Origin of the sequence: Mycobacterium sp. NAZ190054, assembly GCF_001545925.1 — a bacterium.
Classification (GTDB): Bacteria; Actinomycetota; Actinomycetes; order Mycobacteriales; family Mycobacteriaceae; genus Mycobacterium.
The window spans coordinates 1-16,951 of sequence record NZ_LMVQ01000016.1 but is presented as its reverse complement, the minus strand read 5'-3'; the positions used below and the strand labels follow the sequence as shown (position 1 = coordinate 16,951).

21 protein-coding genes are annotated in these 16,951 nt (G+C 69.9%); 20 read left to right on the top strand and 1 reads right to left on the bottom strand.

Annotated features, from left to right (window positions below; translation table 11 throughout):
• Positions 1–252: 252 nt before the first annotated feature.
• The 14 genes from ASJ79_RS02010 to ASJ79_RS01945 all read left to right on the top strand — a co-directional run bounded on the left by ASJ79_RS02010 (position 253) and on the right by ASJ79_RS01945 (position 11,077).
• Positions 253–507: a glutaredoxin family protein gene (locus ASJ79_RS02010; RefSeq protein WP_082753614.1), complete on the top strand. Its 255-nt coding sequence runs from the start codon at positions 253–255 to the stop codon at positions 505–507.
• Between the two features lie 75 nt (positions 508–582).
• Positions 583–1,953, top strand: coding sequence for a glutamyl-tRNA reductase (locus ASJ79_RS02005; protein ID WP_067952711.1), 1,371 nt, complete (start codon positions 583–585; stop codon positions 1,951–1,953).
• A 25-nt stretch (positions 1,954–1,978) separates the two neighbouring features.
• Positions 1,979–2,917, top strand: coding sequence for a hydroxymethylbilane synthase (gene hemC, locus ASJ79_RS02000; RefSeq protein WP_067952710.1), 939 nt, complete (start codon positions 1,979–1,981; stop codon positions 2,915–2,917).
• A complete protein-coding gene (locus tag ASJ79_RS01995; RefSeq protein ID WP_067952708.1) occupies positions 2,914–4,614 on the top strand; it encodes a bifunctional uroporphyrinogen-III C-methyltransferase/uroporphyrinogen-III synthase in 1,701 nt (566 codons plus the stop codon). The genes hemC and ASJ79_RS01995 overlap by 4 nt, the downstream gene beginning before the upstream one ends.
• A gap of 77 nt (positions 4,615–4,691) precedes the next feature.
• Positions 4,692–5,672 carry a porphobilinogen synthase gene (gene hemB / locus ASJ79_RS01990; RefSeq protein WP_067952706.1) on the top strand — a complete coding sequence of 327 codons (981 nt, stop codon included), beginning with the start codon at positions 4,692–4,694 and terminating at the stop codon, positions 5,670–5,672.
• The gene (locus ASJ79_RS01985; protein ID WP_067952704.1) at positions 5,669–6,106 is read left to right on the top strand and encodes a hypothetical protein; all 438 of its coding nucleotides are present in this window, start codon (positions 5,669–5,671) and stop codon (positions 6,104–6,106) included. The genes hemB and ASJ79_RS01985 overlap by 4 nt, the downstream gene beginning before the upstream one ends.
• A gap of 20 nt (positions 6,107–6,126) precedes the next feature.
• Positions 6,127–6,567, top strand: coding sequence for a hypothetical protein (locus ASJ79_RS01980; protein ID WP_067952702.1), 441 nt, complete (start codon positions 6,127–6,129; stop codon positions 6,565–6,567).
• 2 nt (positions 6,568–6,569) lie between these two features.
• On the top strand, positions 6,570–7,061 hold the full coding sequence (locus ASJ79_RS01975; protein WP_369803604.1) for a DUF3093 domain-containing protein: 492 nt from the start codon (positions 6,570–6,572) through the stop codon (positions 7,059–7,061).
• A 5-nt stretch (positions 7,062–7,066) separates the two neighbouring features.
• Entirely contained in the window at positions 7,067–7,321 is a 255-nt protein-coding gene (locus tag ASJ79_RS01970; protein ID WP_369803603.1) for a hypothetical protein, read from the top strand.
• An 87-nt stretch (positions 7,322–7,408) separates the two neighbouring features.
• Positions 7,409–8,293: an oxygenase MpaB family protein gene (locus tag ASJ79_RS01965; protein ID WP_067952697.1), complete on the top strand. Its 885-nt coding sequence runs from the start codon at positions 7,409–7,411 to the stop codon at positions 8,291–8,293.
• Positions 8,280–8,873, top strand: a complete 594-nt coding sequence (locus ASJ79_RS01960) for a TetR/AcrR family transcriptional regulator (RefSeq protein ID WP_067952695.1) — start codon at positions 8,280–8,282, stop codon at positions 8,871–8,873. The genes ASJ79_RS01965 and ASJ79_RS01960 overlap by 14 nt, the downstream gene beginning before the upstream one ends.
• A gap of 43 nt (positions 8,874–8,916) precedes the next feature.
• Entirely contained in the window at positions 8,917–9,186 is a 270-nt protein-coding gene (locus ASJ79_RS01955; RefSeq protein WP_156448246.1) for a hypothetical protein, read from the top strand.
• A 45-nt stretch (positions 9,187–9,231) separates the two neighbouring features.
• The gene (locus ASJ79_RS01950; protein WP_156448245.1) at positions 9,232–9,732 is read left to right on the top strand and encodes a pyridoxamine 5'-phosphate oxidase family protein; all 501 of its coding nucleotides are present in this window, start codon (positions 9,232–9,234) and stop codon (positions 9,730–9,732) included.
• Complete coding sequence (locus ASJ79_RS01945; protein ID WP_067952691.1) at positions 9,716–11,077, top strand: cytochrome P450; 1,362 nt, start codon at positions 9,716–9,718, stop codon at positions 11,075–11,077. Before ASJ79_RS01950 ends, ASJ79_RS01945 begins: the two co-directional genes overlap by 17 nt.
• Here ASJ79_RS01945 and ASJ79_RS01940 read toward each other — a convergent pair whose 3' ends face one another.
• Positions 11,078–11,470, bottom strand: coding sequence for a nitroreductase family deazaflavin-dependent oxidoreductase (locus ASJ79_RS01940; RefSeq protein WP_067952718.1), 393 nt, complete (start codon positions 11,468–11,470; stop codon positions 11,078–11,080). It lies immediately after the preceding gene.
• Positions 11,471–11,671: 201 nt separating this feature from the next.
• On the opposite strand from ASJ79_RS01940, the gene ASJ79_RS01935 reads away from it, so the two are divergent.
• From ASJ79_RS01935 to ASJ79_RS01910, 6 genes are all read left to right on the top strand, one after another.
• Complete coding sequence (locus tag ASJ79_RS01935; protein ID WP_067952689.1) at positions 11,672–13,111, top strand: cytosine permease; 1,440 nt, start codon at positions 11,672–11,674, stop codon at positions 13,109–13,111.
• A 147-nt stretch (positions 13,112–13,258) separates the two neighbouring features.
• The gene (gene hemL, locus ASJ79_RS01930) at positions 13,259–14,557 is read left to right on the top strand and encodes a glutamate-1-semialdehyde 2,1-aminomutase (RefSeq protein WP_067952713.1); all 1,299 of its coding nucleotides are present in this window, start codon (positions 13,259–13,261) and stop codon (positions 14,555–14,557) included.
• Complete coding sequence (locus tag ASJ79_RS01925; protein ID WP_067952687.1) at positions 14,554–15,156, top strand: histidine phosphatase family protein; 603 nt, start codon at positions 14,554–14,556, stop codon at positions 15,154–15,156. Before hemL ends, ASJ79_RS01925 begins: the two co-directional genes overlap by 4 nt.
• 17 nt (positions 15,157–15,173) lie before the next feature.
• Positions 15,174–15,755: a TlpA disulfide reductase family protein gene (locus tag ASJ79_RS01920; RefSeq protein WP_067952715.1), complete on the top strand. Its 582-nt coding sequence runs from the start codon at positions 15,174–15,176 to the stop codon at positions 15,753–15,755.
• On the top strand, positions 15,752–16,540 hold the full coding sequence (locus tag ASJ79_RS01915; protein ID WP_067952685.1) for a cytochrome c biogenesis CcdA family protein: 789 nt from the start codon (positions 15,752–15,754) through the stop codon (positions 16,538–16,540). The genes ASJ79_RS01920 and ASJ79_RS01915 overlap by 4 nt, the downstream gene beginning before the upstream one ends.
• On the top strand, positions 16,540–16,951 hold a 412-nt coding region (locus tag ASJ79_RS01910), incomplete at its 3' end, for a cytochrome c biogenesis protein ResB (protein WP_231750685.1). The genes ASJ79_RS01915 and ASJ79_RS01910, both read left to right, overlap by 1 nt.

Below are 16,951 nucleotides of genomic sequence, written 5' to 3'. Positions count from 1 at the left end.
CGACGGTGAGGGCGGTGAACGTTGCCGTCGCGGCGACACCGAACCCGGTCAACGGCAGCCAGCCCGCCGCGAGGACGACCGTGACCGCGGCGGTGAAGGCCACGTTGCCGACCATCACGCCCACCCCTCCGCGGCGACCTCGGCGCTGACCTGACCGGCCAGTTTCTGCGCCCGGCTGCCTGCGCCGGCCTCAGATCCCCCGGTAACGGACACGGCTACCAGATTAGGTCACCCGCTCGGGATACTGGCGGAGTGGATCGACAGGTGGAGCTGCTGACACGGCAGGGTTGTCCGATGTGCGCGGCGGCGGCGACGCGCCTGACCGAGCTGGCCGGCGAGCTGGGCTTCTCGTTGGCGGTGACCGACGTCGACGCCGCGGCCGCGGCGGGGCAGACCGGGCTGCGCGCCGAGTACGGTGACCGGCTCCCGGTGGTGTTGCTCGACGGGGCCGAACACAGTTACTGGGAGGTGGACGAGCCGAGGTTGCGCGCGGACCTCTCCCGCTGACCGGAGAGCGCGAATTTGGTGGGCCAACTGGTTAACGACTACCTTTGATGCCGTGCTGATCGTGGTGAGGGAGCCATGAGCGTCCTGCTCTTCGGGGTTTCGCACCGCAGTGCGCCGGTATCCGTTCTGGAGCAACTGAGCACCGACGAATCCGATCAGGCCAAGATCGTCGAAGAGGTGCTGCGGTCCTCGCTGGTCACCGAGGCGATGGTGCTGTCGACCTGCAACCGGGTGGAGATCTACGCCGTCGTCGAGGCGTTCCACGGCGGACTCTCGGTGATCGGGCAGGTGCTGTCCGAACACTCCGGGATGTCACTGCAGGACCTGACCAAGTACGCCTACGTGCGGTACGCCGAGGCCGCCGTCGAGCATCTCTTCGCCGTCGCCGGCGGCCTGGACTCCGCCGTGGTCGGCGAGCAGCAGGTGCTCGGCCAGGTCCGGCGCGCGTACGCGTCCGCCGAGGCCAACCATTCGGTGGGCCGCACACTCCACGAGCTCTCCCAGCGGGCGCTGGCCGTCGGCAAGCGGGTCCACTCCGAGACCGGTATCGACGCCGCGGGCGCGTCGGTGGTCTCGGTGGCCCTCGACATCGCCGAGAACAAGGTCGGGTCGCTGGCCGGCCGCAGCGCGGTGCTCGTCGGCGCCGGATCCATGGGGGCGCTGGCGGCCAAACACCTGGCCCGCGTCGGCGTGGAACGCATCCACGTGGTGAACCGGACCCTGCCGCGGGCCAAGCGGCTCGCCGAGAACATCCGCGCGTACGGGGTCACGGCCGAGGCGTTCCCGTTCGACCACCTGCCCCCGCTGCTCACCGACGCCGACATCGTCATCAGCTGCACCGGCGCGGTGCGGCCGGTGGTCTCGCTGGCGGATGTGCACCGCGGGCTGGCGCACGTCAGGGAGCCCAAAGAACTCGTCATCTGCGACCTCGGCATGCCCAGGGACGTCGACCCCGCCGTCGCCGGCCTGCCCGGCGTGTTCGTCGTCGACATGGAACGCATCCTGCGTGAGCCCTCGGCCAAGGCCGCGGCCACCGACGCGGATGCGGCCCGCACGATCGTGGCGGCTGAGGTCGCCAACTACCTGGCCGGGCAGCGTATGGCCGAGGTCACCCCGACCGTCACCGCGCTTCGTCAGCGCGCTGCCGATGTCGTCGAGGCCGAGCTGCTCAGGCTGGACAACCGGTTGCCCGGGCTGGATGCCGGGCACCGTGACGAAGTCGCCAACACGGTCCGCCGGGTTGTCGACAAACTGCTGCACGCGCCGACGGTGCGGGTCAAGCAGCTGGCCAGTGCCCCGGGCGGCGACAGCTACGCCGAGGCGCTGCGCGAGCTGTTCGAACTCGACCAGCACGCGGTCGACGCCGTGGCCGGCAGTGAACTGGGACCCATCGCCGAGAGTGGCGAAATGGGTTCCGTAGCAATTGATCTCGATAAGACCGAGTGACGCTCGGCCCGCCGAAAGCCATTACGTGATTCGAATCGGCACCCGGGGAAGCCTGCTGGCGACCACCCAAGCCGGAACTGTGCGCGACGCGCTGATCGCCGCCGGACATGACGCCGAACTGGTCATCGTCTCCACCGAGGGGGACCGCCGCGCCGACACGCCCATCGCCGACATCGGCGTGGGCGTCTTCACCGCCGCGCTGCGCGAGGCCATCGCCGACGGTGTCGTCGACGCCGCGGTGCACTCGTACAAGGATTTGCCGACCGCGGCCGACCCGCGCTTCGCGATCGCCGCGACTCCGGCGCGCGAAGACGCCCGGGACGCGCTGGTGGCCCGTGACGGTCTGGTGCTCGGGGAGTTGCCGGCGGGCTCGGTGATCGGCACCTCGTCCCCGCGGCGGGCCGCGCAGCTTAGAGCACTGGGTCTCGGTTTGGAAATCCGCCCCCTAAGAGGCAACCTAGATACCAGGTTGAACAGGGTAAGCAGCGGTGAACTCGACGCCATCGTGGTGGCCAGGGCGGGATTGGCCCGCATCGGCCGCCTCGGCGTGGTGACCGAGACGTTGGAGCCGGTCCAGATGTTGCCGGCGCCTGCGCAGGGAGCTTTGGCAGTCGAGTGCCGTGCCGGTGATACGGCGCTCGCGCAGGTGTTGGCAGAGCTCGACCACGCCGACACACGGGCGGCGATCACCGCAGAGCGAACCCTGCTGGCCGAACTGGAGGCGGGTTGCTCCGCACCGGTGGGCGCGATCGCCGAGGTGGTCGAGTCGATCGATGAGGACGGCCGCGTCTTCGAAGAGCTGTCGCTGCGCGGCTGCGTGGCGACGCTGGACGGATCCGACGTGATCCGCGCGTCCGGTATCGGGAAACCCGATCGGGCACGGGAGCTGGGGCTCTCGGTGGCCGGGGAGTTGTTCGAGCTGGGAGCGCGTGATCTGTTGGACGAAGGCGGGAGAGACAGATGAGCTTGCGAGGACGCAAGGGCAAGCCCGGCCGCATCACGTTCGTCGGCTCCGGGCCCGGGGATCCGGGCCTGCTGACGACGAGGGCTCGTGCGGTGTTGAACAACGCCGCCCTGGTGTTCACCGACCCCGACGTGCCGGAAGCGGTGCTGGCCCTGGTGGGCTCGGAGCTGCCGCCACCGTCCGGGCCGTTGCCGCCGGTAACCGACCCGGCTCAGAAATCCGCGGGTGCGGCGAAGGCCGCCGAGGCCGACGCCGACGCGGCCACCAAGACCGCCGAGGACGCGGTGATCCCCGGAGGCCCGGATGTGCGGCCCGCGCTGGGAGATCCGGCCGAGGTCGCCAAGACGCTGGCCGCCGAGGCCCGCGCCGGGGTGGACGTGGTCCGGCTCGTCGCCGGTGACCCGCTGTCGATCGACGCGGTGATCACCGAGATCAACGCGCTGGCCAAGACGCAGCTGACGTTCGAGATCGTGCCGGGCCTGCCCGACACCTCGGCGGTGCCGACCTACGCGGGACTGCCGCTGGGTTCGTCGCACACTGTCGCCGACGTCCGTGACCCCAACGTCGACTGGGCGGCGCTGGCCGCCGCGCCGGGTCCGCTGATCCTGCATGCGACCGCGTCGCACCTCCCCGAGGCCGCGCGCACGCTCATCGAATACGGCCTGGCCGATTCGACTCCGGCCGTCGTCACCGCCAACGGCACGACGTGCCAACAGCGTTCGGTCGAGACGACGCTGTCGGGCCTGCTCGACAAGACCGTGCTCGACAAGCCGGCCGTGGCCGAGACCGCCGGTCCGCTGACCGGGACGCTGGTGGTCACCCTCGGGCGCACCGTGGCCCACCGCGCGAAGCTGAACTGGTGGGAGAGCCGCGCCCTGTACGGCTGGACGGTGCTGGTGCCGCGGACCAAGGATCAGGCGGGTGAGATGAGCGACCGGCTGGTCGGTCACGGCGCCCTGCCCATCGAGGTGCCGACCATCGCGGTCGAGCCGCCCCGCAGCCCGGCCCAAATGGAAAGAGCCGTCAAGGGTTTGGTGGACGGTCGGTTCCAGTGGGTGGTGTTCACCTCCACCAACGCCGTGCGCGCGGTGTGGGAGAAGTTCAACGAGTTCGGGCTCGACGCGCGCGCCTTCTCCGGGGTGAAGATCGCCTGCGTCGGTCAGGCCACCGCGGAGAAGGTCCGCTCCTTCGGCATCAACCCCGAGCTGGTGCCGACCGGTGAGCAGAGCTCGCTGGGCCTGCTCGACGAATTCCCGCCGTACGACGACATCTTCGACCCGGTGAACCGGGTGCTGCTGCCGCGCGCCGACATCGCGACCGAGACGCTGGCCGAGGGGCTGCGCGAACTCGGTTGGGAGATCGAGGATGTCACCGCGTACCGCACGGTGCGCGCGGCACCGCCGCCCGCGCAGACCCGCGAGATGATCAAGACCGGCGGGTTCGACGCGGTGTGCTTCACCTCGAGCTCGACGGTGCGCAACCTCGTCGGTATCGCGGGCAAGCCGCACGCCCGCACCATCGTCGCCTGCATCGGCCCGAAGACCGCCGAGACCGCAGCGGAGTTCGGGCTGCGCGTCGACGTGCAGCCGGAGGTCGCCGCGGTCGGGCCACTGGTCGAGGCGCTGGCCGAGCACGCCGCCCGGCTGCGCGCCGAGGGTGCGTTGCCGCCGCCGCGAAAGAAGAGCCGCCGCCGCTAGGAACTCGCCGAAATTGCATTCCAGCAGACCGGTACTCGAACTTTCGCTGCTGGAATGCAATTTCGCGGAAGGTTGACATGGCGTTTCCACGACACCGCCCCAGGAGGCTGCGGACCAGCCCGGCTATGCGCCGGCTGGTCGCCCAGACCACGCTGGAGCCCAGGCATCTGGTCCTTCCGATGTTCGTCGCCGACGGCATCGACGAGCCGCGAGCCATCAACTCGATGCCCGGGGTCGTGCAGCACACCCGCGACTCGCTGCGCCGCGCCGCCGCCGAGGCGGTCAGCGCCGGTGTGGGCGGGTTGATGCTGTTCGGCGTCCCCAGGGACGAGGACAAGGATCCCACCGGCAGTGTCGGGGTGGCCGCGGACGGCATCCTCAACACGGCGCTGCGGGATCTGGCCAAGGACCTCGGTGCGGACACCGTGCTGATGGCCGACACCTGCCTCGACGAGTTCACCGATCACGGCCACTGCGGGGTGCTGGACGCCACCGGCCGGGTGGACAACGATCTGACCAACCGTCGCTACGTCGAACTTGCTGTAGCACAAGCAAATTCGGGTGCCCACGTGGTCGGCCCGAGTGGCATGATGGACGGACAGGTGGCCGCGATCCGGGACGGCCTGGACGCCGCCGGGTACCCCGACACCGCGATCCTGGCGTACGCCGCGAAGTTCGCGTCGGCGTTCTACGGTCCGTTCCGCGAGGCGGTCGGTTCCAGCCTGCAGGGCGACCGGCGCACCTACCAGCAGGAGCCCGGCAATGCGCGGGAGGCCCTGCACGAGGTCGCACTCGACCTCGACGAGGGCGCCGACATCGTGATGGTCAAGCCGGCGATGTCCTACGTCGACGTGGTGCGCGAGACCGCCGACATCTCCCCGGTGCCGGTGGCGGCCTACCAGGTGTCGGGCGAGTACTCGATGATCACCGCCGCCGCCGAACGGGGCTGGATCGATCTGCGTGCCGCGGTGCTGGAGTCGCTGACCGGCATCCGGCGCGCCGGCGCCGACATCGTGCTGACCTACTGGGCCGTCGACGTCGCCCACTGGCTGTCGTGACAGGTCCCACCGAGCAGCCGGCCCGGCCTGACGGGTCATCCACCGCCCGCCCACCCGACGTCGACACGGCGTTCTGGCTGTGGCTGGTGGCGCTGCCGCTGATGACGGGCGGCTACGTGCTGGACCTGGTGGCGACCGTGGAGCACCCGAACGGTCTGATCCTCGCGCTGTCGCTGGTGTTCACCGGCGTCCTGGTGGCGGTCGTGCTGACGTTCCTGTTCCTGCTGCGGCAGGGGTACCGCTGGGCGCGCACGGTGCTGACCGGCGGTGCGATCGCATCGATGGTGTATTCGCTGTCCAACCTGTTCTCCGTCGAGCGGCCCACCGCGGCGGCGATGGCCTACGCGGTGGCGGTCATCATCGGGTCCGTGCTGATCGGCGGCGGGGTGTACCTGCTGCACCGCAAGGAGTCCCACGAGTTCTTCACCCGCTGATTCGCTAGGCTGACCCGACCATGACCCCGCCCCCGCCACCCGCCCGGCCGCGCATCGTCGACATCGCGTTCTGGTGTTTCATCGGCGGCGCGGTGATCATGATCGTCGGCGGACTGATGGCGGCGACCGCGACGTACGACGCCGCGCGGGCGGCGATCCCGCCGATGGTGTCGGACGAGCAGGTTCGCAGCTACCTGACCGTGTACCGGTTCAGCGGCATCGGGTCGGTGCTGGTGGCCGGCGCACTGGCGTTCCTCGCCGGCCGGGCCAGGCACGGCGATCCCCGGTTCCGGCTGGCCACCCTCGCGCTGGCGTTCGCGGCGGTGCTGGTGATCGGCCTGCTCGCCCTCGGCCTCGGCGTCGCGCAACCGTTGATCCTGCTCGGCCTGCTCCCGGTGCTGATCGGGGCGCTGTTCATGGTGCAGCCCGCGGCGCGACTCTGGTTCCAACAGGAGGACTGACGGTGGCCGAATCTGCTGAATCCGCCGAGGTGCTGTTCTACGAGCAGGGCGCCAGCTGGCTGTGGGTGCTCGCAGGTCCGGCCGCCGGGGTCGCGATGGCGTTGATCCAGTTGTCCGCGGGCCACGGCATCCAATGGCTGGTGCCGGGCCTGTTCTTCGTGCTGGTCTCGCTGTTCCTGGCGATCCAAGTCAAAGCCGCCCGCATCCACACCTCGGTGGAGCTGACCACCGAGAAGCTGCGGCAGGGCACCGAAATCACACTCACCGACGAGATCGTGCGCATCTACCCCGAGGCCAGCGGTGCCGAGACGCCCAAGTGGCAGTACGCCCGGGCGCTCGGCGAGCTGACCGGTGTGCCGCGCGGGCGCACCGGCATCGGTCTGCGCCTCACCAACGACCGCACCGCCCAGGCCTGGGCCCGCAAGCATCAGCAGCTGCGCGCCGCGCTGACCAACCTCGTCGAGGAACGCATCCCGCCGGAGACCGTCTCGTGAACCGGGTGGCCGTCGTACAGCTGGTGCTGGCGGGCGCGGCCGCGGTGGGGTGCGTGCTCAGCTGGCTGTCGGCCCGCACCGACGTGGTGGTCGACCCGGTGCTGGCCGGGGAGCCGTCGACGGTCTCGCAGGTCTACTCCCCACCGATGCTGACCCTGTCGTTGCTGCTGGCGACGGCCGCCGGGGTGCTCGCCGTGCTCGGCGTCGCCCGCCTGCGCCGCGCTTCTGCCGCCGTCGCCGCGAACATGCAGTCCCGGTAGCCGTCGGCCCCGTCTCACCACCAGGAGTGCACGTTCGCGGAAACCTGCCGTTTGGTACAAAGTGCAAAATCTGTAACACTGTTGCGCATGACCGAGTTGGCGCAGCAGCCCGAACACCTCGATGACGCGTTGCCACTGGGCCCGCAATCCCTGGTGTGGCGTTATTTCGGCGACAACCGCATGTTCCTGATCGGCCCGCGGCCCGCGGTGCTGCAGAACATGCTCGCCGAACTCGGCCAGGGGGTGTACGACCACTCGACGTTCTTCGCCGACACCGCCGAACGCCTCAAGCGCACCATCCCGCCGATCTTCAACACGGTGTACGGCTCCGACGACGACCACGCCGGTCTGCAGGTCCGCGATTTCCACCACCACGTCAAAGGGGAGATGCCCGGCACCGACGGTGCTGCCGGGGCCCGCTACCACGCGCTGGACCCCGAGACGTACTTCTGGGCGCACGCGACGTTCGTCGAGCAGATCTACTACTTCGCGGACACGTTCGTGAAGCGGCTGACCCGCGCCGAGCGCGAGCAGATCTGGCTGGAGTCCAAGACGTGGTACCGCCGCTACGGCGTCAGCGACCGCGCCATGCCCGCGACCTACGCCGACTTCGAGCAGTACTGGGACCGGATGATGAACCAGGTCGTCGTGGCCCACCCGTCGGCCAGGTACGGCGTCGGCTACGTCACCAAGGGCTTTCCCAAGCCCAAGGCGGTGCACCCGCTGGTGTGGCGGCTCGTCGCCCCGGTGTTCAACCCGCTGGCGGCGTTCCTGACCACCGGCGGCCTGCCGCCGCGCGCGCGGATGCTGCTCAACCTGCCGTGGACCGACCAGCAGGAGCGGCGCTATCAGCGTTTCGCCGCATTCTGGCGGTCCCGCCCGGTGAACTGGGTCTGGGACCGGCTGCCGATGCGCGTGCGCTACAGCGGTTACGCCGTGAAGGGGTACGCCCGTTCCGATGTCCGGCCCTGATCCGGCGACCCGGCACATCCTCGACGCCGCCGTGGTCGAGTTCGAGCGGCACGGCTTCCGCCGCGTCGCGCTGGAGGATGTCGCGCGGCGCGCCGGGGTCAGCCGCACCACCATCTACCGGCGTTTCGCCAACAAGGACGAGTTGGTCGGCGCGGTCATCGAACGTGAGAACGTCCGGCTCTTCGCCGACATCGCCGCCGAGCTCAAACAGGCCGGGCCGCAGTCGAACTACTACGTCGAGGCGTTCACGCTGTCGATTCTGAAGTTCCGGCAGCACCGGGTGCTGCACCAGATGATCACCGACGAGCCGGGGCTCGTGCTCGAACTCGCGGGCCGCTACTACCGCGCCGCGATCGAGCGGATGGCCGACGCACTACGGATCATCTTTCCGCCGGGATTCGCCGACCGCATCGGGGCCGACGTGGTCGACGAGCTCGCCGACTGCATCCTGCGCTACGCGACGATGGTGTTGCTGCTGCCCGGCGCCCAGCCGGTGCAGACGGCCGACGACATCCGCGCGTTCGCGCGGCAGCATTTCCTGCCCAGCCTTCCGGCGGCGTTGCGCGCGGTCACAGCGTGACCGCGCGTGTTTCGCGGATCACACTTTCGGGCAGCCGTTGCGCATGGCCGAGCACACAGACGCGCAGAACCAGCAACTCACCGAGAAGCCCGAAGTCACCGACGAGCACCGGGAAAAGGCCAAGGAGATGGCCAAGGCTTATTCCGATGATCTCCAGACCACGACCCTGCCGGGCAGCGGAGGCACCGTCGCCGGCACGTCCGTCACCGACTGGGTCGACGACGAGGACAAGGGCAAGATCGAGACCTCCGCTGACGAGGGGAATGTCGAGTTCCGCAACACCGAGGAGTTCAAGGAGAAACTCGAAGAATGACGGTCGCGGCAGCAGGGGGTCGAGCGCTTGCCTAGTCTGGCCTCTGTGACACCTCTCGATCAGATCGCCCCCGCCTTCGTCGAGATGGCCCACTCGATCGTCTGGGCGTCGGTGGCCACCGTCGACGACGACGGCAAACCGCGCACCCGCATCCTGCACCCGATCTGGGAATGGGACGGCACCGATCTCTTCGGGTGGATCGCGACGGTCCCGACGCCGATCAAGCGCGCACACCTGGCCGCCCACCCCGACGTGTCGGTCAGCTACTGGACCACCAACCACGACACCTGTTCGGCGGAGTGCCTGACCGAGTGGTACACCGACGACGACACCCGCGCCGCGGTGTGGCAGAAGTTCGCGACGGGTCCCGAGCCGGTCGGATACGACCCGTACATCATCCCGATGTGGAAGGACGGGCCGACCTCCGACGCGTTCGCCGTGCTGCGGCTGGACCCGTACCGGTTGCGGGTGATGCCGGGAACCGTGATGACACAGGGCCAGGGTGCACCGCTGACATGGAGTGATCACAGTGGTCGCCGGAACTGAGACCGACATCGCCGGCCTGCCGCTGGTCCCGCGCAACCCGCTGCCGTTGTGGCAGCTGCTCAAGTTGGTCCGCAGGCTGGACACCGGTCAGGAGGTGATCCGGGACGCCGGCGGGCCCGTCACCCGGATCCAGCTGGGGCCCAAAAACCTGATACCGCCGATCGTGGCGGTCATGTCGCCCGCGGGCATGCGGGACGTGCTGGGGCGCAGCGACGCCGCCTCGGACCGCTGCATCATCCACGAGGAGGTGCAGCACGCCGCCGGTGACAGCCTCTTCGTGCTGCCCAACGAGCAGTGGAGGCCGCGCAAGCGGGCGCTGCAGCCGGTGTTCACCAAGCACAACGTCCGTAACTTCGGCGGCCACATGTCCAGGGCGGCAAGAGCTTTCGTCGACCGCTACCCGGACGGCGGTGAGGTCGACCTGGATGAGGAGTGCCGGCGCGTCGCGATGCAGTCACTGGGCCGCTCGGTGCTGGGCATCGACCTCAACGAGCGCGCCGACACGATCGCCCGCTGCATGCACGTCGCGTCCTCCTACACCGCCGACCGGGCTCTGCGTCCGGTGCGGGCACCGCGCTGGCTGCCGACACCCGCGCGGCGGCGCACCCGCGCAGCGGTGGCGGCGATGCGGGAGATCACCGCTGAGATGGTGCAGGCCTGCCGGGCGGATCCGGACCGGGACGCCCCGTTGGTGCAGGCACTCATCGCGGCCGTCGACCCGCAGACCGGAACGCCGCTGTCCGACGAGGACATCGCCAACGACCTGCTGATCTTCATGCTCGCCGGCCACGACACGACCGCGACCGCGTTGACGTACTCGCTGTGGGTGCTCGGGCACCACCCGGAGGCCCAGCAGCGCATCGTCGCCGAGGTCGCCGCCATCGGTGACCGTGAGCTGACACCCGACGACGTGCCCCGGCTCGGATACACCGTGCAGGTGCTGCACGAGGCACTGCGGCTGTGCCCGCCCGCCGCGGGCGTCGCCCGGCTGGCCACCCGCGACTTCGCGGTCGACGGCTACCGCGTCGAGGCGGGAACCCTGGTGGCCATCGGGCTCTACGCGCTCCATCACGACCCCGAGCTGTGGCCCGATCCGATGGTCTTCGACCCCGAGCGGTTCAGCCCGGAGAACGTCAAGGCCCGGGACCGGTGGCAGTTCCTTCCGTTCCTCGGTGGGGGACGGCCCTGCATCGGCGAGCACTTCGCCCGGCTGGAGACCACGCTCGCCATGGCGACCATCGTGAAGAACCTGGAGATCCGTTCCGCGGACGCCGACTTCCCGGTCGACGTGCCGTTCACGACGGTGGCGAGGGGACCGATCCGGGCGCACGTCGCGCCGCGGTGATCAATCGCGGTCGAGAAGCACCGCCTGCTCGAACGGCAGCCGCCCGAACAGCGGTCGCATCCGGCCGGTCACCGACGGCGCCGCCTCGGCCTTGGTCGTCACCCGCGGATTGCTGACCGGAAACGACCTGCCGTGGCGCCGCATGGTGCCGCCGCCGGCGGCGGAGATGTTCTTCAGCCAGTCCCGGTCCGGGCCGTAGGTCAGCAGGACCGCGACACCCGGCCGGCCGTCGCAGACAGTCGGGAACACCGTCAGCGGCGTGCGGTAACGCCTGCCGGAGCGGCGTCCGACGTGCTCGAGGATCCCCATCGTCGGCGCCCAGCCCGCCCAGAGGCGTTGCACCGGGTTCGTGACGTACCGGTTGAACCGCGCCAACCACTGCGGCAGCTGCATCTCACCATGATCCGCCACGGGGGCGGCGATCACACGGGCTTGGAGATGCGGCGTCGGGATTCATGGACAAAACTTGCGGCAACGTGGTCGCCGCGCCGACGTCCCGTCCGTTGACGGCGGGCGGGACGCGCTTCGACCGATCCGACGGCGCAGCGTCGCGCGGCTCGACCTTCTCGACCCTCCGATGAACCAGGAGTCGCCATGACCTCTGTCGACACCGCGCAGGCGCCGGCGGGCCCGCCGCACGGGCACCACGACCTCGAAGCCGAGTTGACCGTCATCCCCGAGTCCGCCAAGACCACCGACCTGCGCGGGCAGTTCTGGATCTGGGCGGGCGCCAACATCGCCCCGATCAACTGGATCCTCGGCGCGCTCGGCGTGACGATGGGGCTCGGCCTGGTCGAGACGATCCTGGTCCTGGCGCTGGGCAACGTGATCGGCATGTCGCTGTTCGGCATCTTCGTCGTCATCGGGCAGCGCACCGGCGTCACCGGGATGGTGTTGTCCCGGGCGGTGTTCGGGCGGCGCGGCGCCTACGTCCCGGCCGCGGTGCAGGCCCTGGTGTGCATCGGCTGGTGCGCCGTGAACACCTGGATCGTGCTCGATCTCGTGATGGCGCTGCTCGGCCGGATCGGGCTGGTCGACCCCGCACTGGACAACCACGGCGCGCGCATCCTCGTCGCGGGCGTCATCATGACCACCCAGGTGGTGATCGCGTGGTTCGGTTATCGGCTGATCTCGGCCTTCGAGCGGTGGACGGTTCCCCCGACGGTCGCCGTGCTGGTCGCGATGACCGGCGTGGCGTGGTTCGGTCTCGACGTCGACTGGGGTTATGTCGGTGACACCGCGCTGACCCCGGGTGAACACTTCGCGGCCATCACCGCGGTCATGACCGCGATCGGGATCGGCTGGGGCATCACCTGGCTGGGGTATGCCGCCGACTACTCGCGGTTCGTGTCGACGCAGGTGCCCGCCCGCAAGCTGTTCGCCGCCAGTGCGCTGGGCCAGTTCATCCCGGTGCTGTGGCTCGGCGCGCTGGGCGCCACGCTGGCGACGTTGAGCACGTCGTCGGATCCGGGGGAGATCATCGTCGACGCGTACGGGGCGCTCGCGATCCCGGTGCTGCTTCTGGTCGTGCACGGCCCGCTGGCCACCAACATCCTCAACATCTACACCTGCGCGGTGTCCACCCAGGCGCTCGACATCAAGGTCGACCGCCGGGTGCTCAACATCGTCATCGGTGTGGTCGCCATGGGGTGCGTGGTGTTCTTCGTGCTCAACGGGGACTTCGCCCACACCATCGACGCGTGGCTGGTCGGGATCGTCGGCTGGCTCGCGCCGTGGGCCGCGGTCATGCTGGTGCACTGGTTCGGGGTGGCCCGCAGGCAGGTCGACGCCGAGGCGCTGCTCGCGCCGCCGGGGGAGTCGACGCTGCCGATGGTGCGGCCCACCGCGCTGCTCTCACTCGCGGTCGGCATCCTGTGCACCTGGCTGTTCATGTACGGCATGGTCCCGGTGATGCAGGGGCCGGTCGCCACTGCGCTCGGCGGTATCGACCTGTCCTGGCTGGCCGGCGGTCTGGCCGCTGGAACCCTGTACGCGGCGCTGGAGATCCCGCGGGCCCGCCGGGCGACAGTATGACCTGCGCTCGCCGATTTGCGTAACGGCATGGCGGTTGTCCGCCCGATTCCCGCCGTGTGGTTACGCAAGTGGTGCAGGTCACCCGCCGATCCCGCCTCCTACACCCTGTAGTTGGACGATTTCGGCCCGGCTGGGACACTGGTCGGCATGAGCAGTACCGACCTGTCCGCGAAGCTGTTCGCCGACGCGTCCTCCGTCATCCCCGGTGGGGTCAACTCGCCGGTGCGCGCCTTCAACTCCGTCGGCGGCACCCCGCGGTTCATCACCTCGGCCAAGGGGTGCCGGCTCACCGACGCCGACGGCAACCGCTACGTCGACCTGGTGTGTTCATGGGGGCCGATGATCCTCGGCCACGCCCACCCGGCCGTCGTCGAGGCCGTGCAGCGGGTGGCCGCCGACGGGCTGTCGTTCGGCGCCCCGACCCCGTCGGAGTCCGAGCTGGCCCGCGAGATCATCGACCGCGTCGCGCCCGTCGAACTGCTGCGTCTGGTCAACTCCGGCACCGAGGCCACCATGAGCGCGATCCGGCTGGCCCGCGGTTTCACCGGCCGCGCCAAGATCGTGAAGTTCTCCGGCTGCTACCACGGCCACAGCGACGCGCTGCTCGCCGACGCCGGCTCCGGCGTCGCGACGCTCGGGCTGCCGTCCTCCCCGGGAGTGACGGGCGCGGCCGCCGCGGACACCATCGTGGTGCCGTACAACAGCGTCGCGGCGGTCGAAGAGGTCTTCGCCCGGTTCGGCGCCGAGATCGCGTGCGTGATCACCGAGGCCAGCCCCGGCAACATGGGCACGGTGCCGCCGCTACCCGGCTTCAACGCCGAACTGCGCCGCATCACCGCCGAACACGGCGCGCTGCTCATCGTCGACGAGGTGATGACGGGCTTCCGCGTCAGCCGCGCAGGGTGGTACGGGGTGGATCCGGTGGAGGCGGACCTGTTCACCTTCGGCAAGGTGATGAGCGGCGGCCTGCCCGCCGCCGCGTTCGGCGGTCGCGCCGAGGTGATGGGCCGGCTCGCTCCGCTGGGACCCGTCTACCAGGCCGGCACCCTGTCCGGTAACCCGGTCGCGATGGCCGCCGGGCTGGCGACGCTGCGGGCCGCCGACGACACCGCGTACGCCACGCTGGACGCCAACGCCGACCGGCTGGTCGGGCTGATCGGCGATGCGCTTACCGAAGCCAGTGTGGCGCATCAGATTCCGCGCGCGGGCAACATGTTCAGCGTGTTCTTCGGCGGCGAGCCGGTCACCGACTTCGCCACCGCGAGGGCCACCGAGACGTGGCGCTTCCCCGCGTTCTTCCACGCACTGCTCGACGCGGGGATCTACCCGCCGCCGAGCGCCTACGAAACCTGGTTCGTCTCAACGGCTCTCGACGACGACGCGTTCGACAAGATCGCCGCCGCGCTGCCGGGCGCGGCACGCGCAGCCGCGCAGGCGACCGCATGAGGACGATCGTGCACGTGATGCGCCACGGTGAGGTGCACAACCCGGACAAGATCCTCTACGGCCGGCTGCCCGACTACCACCTGTCGGAGCGGGGACAGGCGCAGGCCAACGCCGTCGCCGAGTGGTTGGCCTCCCGTGACATCACCCATGTCGTCGCGTCCCCGCTGGAGCGGGCGCAGGAGACCGCCGCCCCCATCGCGGCCCACCACGATCTGCCCGTCAACACCGACGACGAGCTGATCGAATCGCTGAACGTCTTTCAGGGACAGAACGTCTCACCCGGAGACGGTGCGCTGCGCGATCCGCGCAACTGGTGGCACCTGCGCAACCCACGCGTGCCGTCCTGGGGTGAGCCGTACACCGAGATCGCGGCCCGCATGAAGCGGGCGGTGTTCCGGGCCCGGGAGGCCGCCGACGGCCACGAAGCGGTGTGCGTCAGCCATCAGCTACCCGTCGAGACGCTGCGCCGGGCGATGACCGACCGTCCGCTGCACCACTTCCCGACCCGGCGCATGTGCAACCTGGCGTCGGTCACGTCGTTCTACTTTCACGACGCCACCTGTGTCGGCTGGGGGTATGCGGAGTTGGCCGGGCAGTGAACCGGGTGGTGGCCCTGATGCGCACGCTGTTCGCAGCGTGCGCGGTCACCGCTGTGCTCGCCGGATGCGCCACCGGCAGTGACGCCGTCGCCCAGGGCGGCTCGTTCGAGTTCGTCGCCCCCGGCGGCCAGACCGACATCTTCTACGACCCCCCGAGCGAGCGCGGCACCCCGGGACCGTTGTCGGGGCCGGACCTGATGGACACCGACAGGACCATCTCGCTGGACGATTTCGCGGGCCAGGTGGTGGTGATCAACGTGTGGGGACAGTGGTGCGGACCGTGCCGCACCGAGATCACCCAGCTGCAGAAGGTGTACGACGCGACCCGGGACGAAGGTGTCGCGTTCCTCGGTATCGACGTGCGGGACAACAACATCGACGCCCCTCGTGACTTCATCACCGACCGCGGGGTCACCTTCCCGTCGATCTACGACCCGCCCATGCGCACGATGATCGCGTTCGGCGGGCGTTACCCGACCACGGTGATCCCGTCGACGGTGGTGCTCGACCGCGAACACCGGGTGGCCGCGGTGTTCCTGCGCGAGCTGCTCGCCGAGGATCTGCAACCCGTCGTCGAACGGCTGGCAGCCGAACGATGAACCTCGACCAGATCGACCAACTGACCGCGAGCGGGCCGCTGCTGCTGGCGATGGCGCTGGCCGCGCTGGCCGGGCTGGTGTCGTTCGCGTCGCCGTGCGTGATCCCGCTGGTGCCCGGCTATCTGTCGTACCTGGCCGCGGTGGTCGGCGTCGACGACCGGCCGGCGGGCGGAACCGGCGCCGTCGCGGTGAAGGGCGCGCGGTTGCGGGTCGCCGGCGCGGCGGCGTTGTTCGTCGCCGGGTTCACCGTGGTGTTCCTGCTCGGCACCGTCGCCGTGCTCGGCATGACCACCACGCTGATCACCAATCAGCTTCTGCTGCAACGCCTCGGCGGGGTGGTCACGATCCTGATGGGTCTGGTGTTCATCGGCCTGGTGCCGATGCTGCAGCGCGACACCCGGTTCACGCCGCGGCAGATCTCGACCCTCGGCGGCGCGCCGCTGCTCGGGGCGGTGTTCGCGCTGGGGTGGACGCCGTGCCTGGGCCCGACGCTGACCGGTGTGATCGCCGTGGCGTCGGCCACCGAGGGCAGCAACGTCGCGCGTGGTGTGGTGCTCGTCGTCGCGTACTGCCTCGGGCTGGGAATCCCGTTCGTGTTGCTGGCTTTCGGGTCGGCGCGCGCCGTCGCCGGGTTGGGCTGGCTGCGCCGGCACACCCGGACCATCCAGGTGTTCGGCGGCGTGCTGATGATCCTGGTGGGTGTCGCGCTGGTCAGCGGTCTGTGGAACGAGTTCGTGTCCTGGGTGCGCGACGCGTTTGTCAGCGACGTCAGGCTGCCGATCTGATGCGGATCGTGGCCCTGATCCGCAACACCTGGCGGACCTTGACGTCGATGGGCACCGCGCTGGTGCTGCTGTTTCTGCTCGCGCTCGCGGCGATCCCCGGCGCGCTGCTGCCGCAGCGCAACCTCAACGAGTCGAAGGTCGCCGAGTACCTCGCCGAGCACCCGACCCTGGGCCCGTGGCTGGACCGGCTGCAGGCGTTCGACGTGTTCTCCAGCTTCTGGTTCACCGCGATCTACGTGCTGCTGTTCATCTCGCTGGTGGGTTGCCTCACGCCGCGCATGGTCGAGCACGTCCGCAGCCTGCGCGCCACCCCGGTGCCCAGGGTCGGGTGCTCGGCGGGGGACTGGGGAACCTTGGGACCGGGTGGGGTGCGATGCGGGGGGAGGTTCGGGCGCGGGGGGTGTGGGGTGG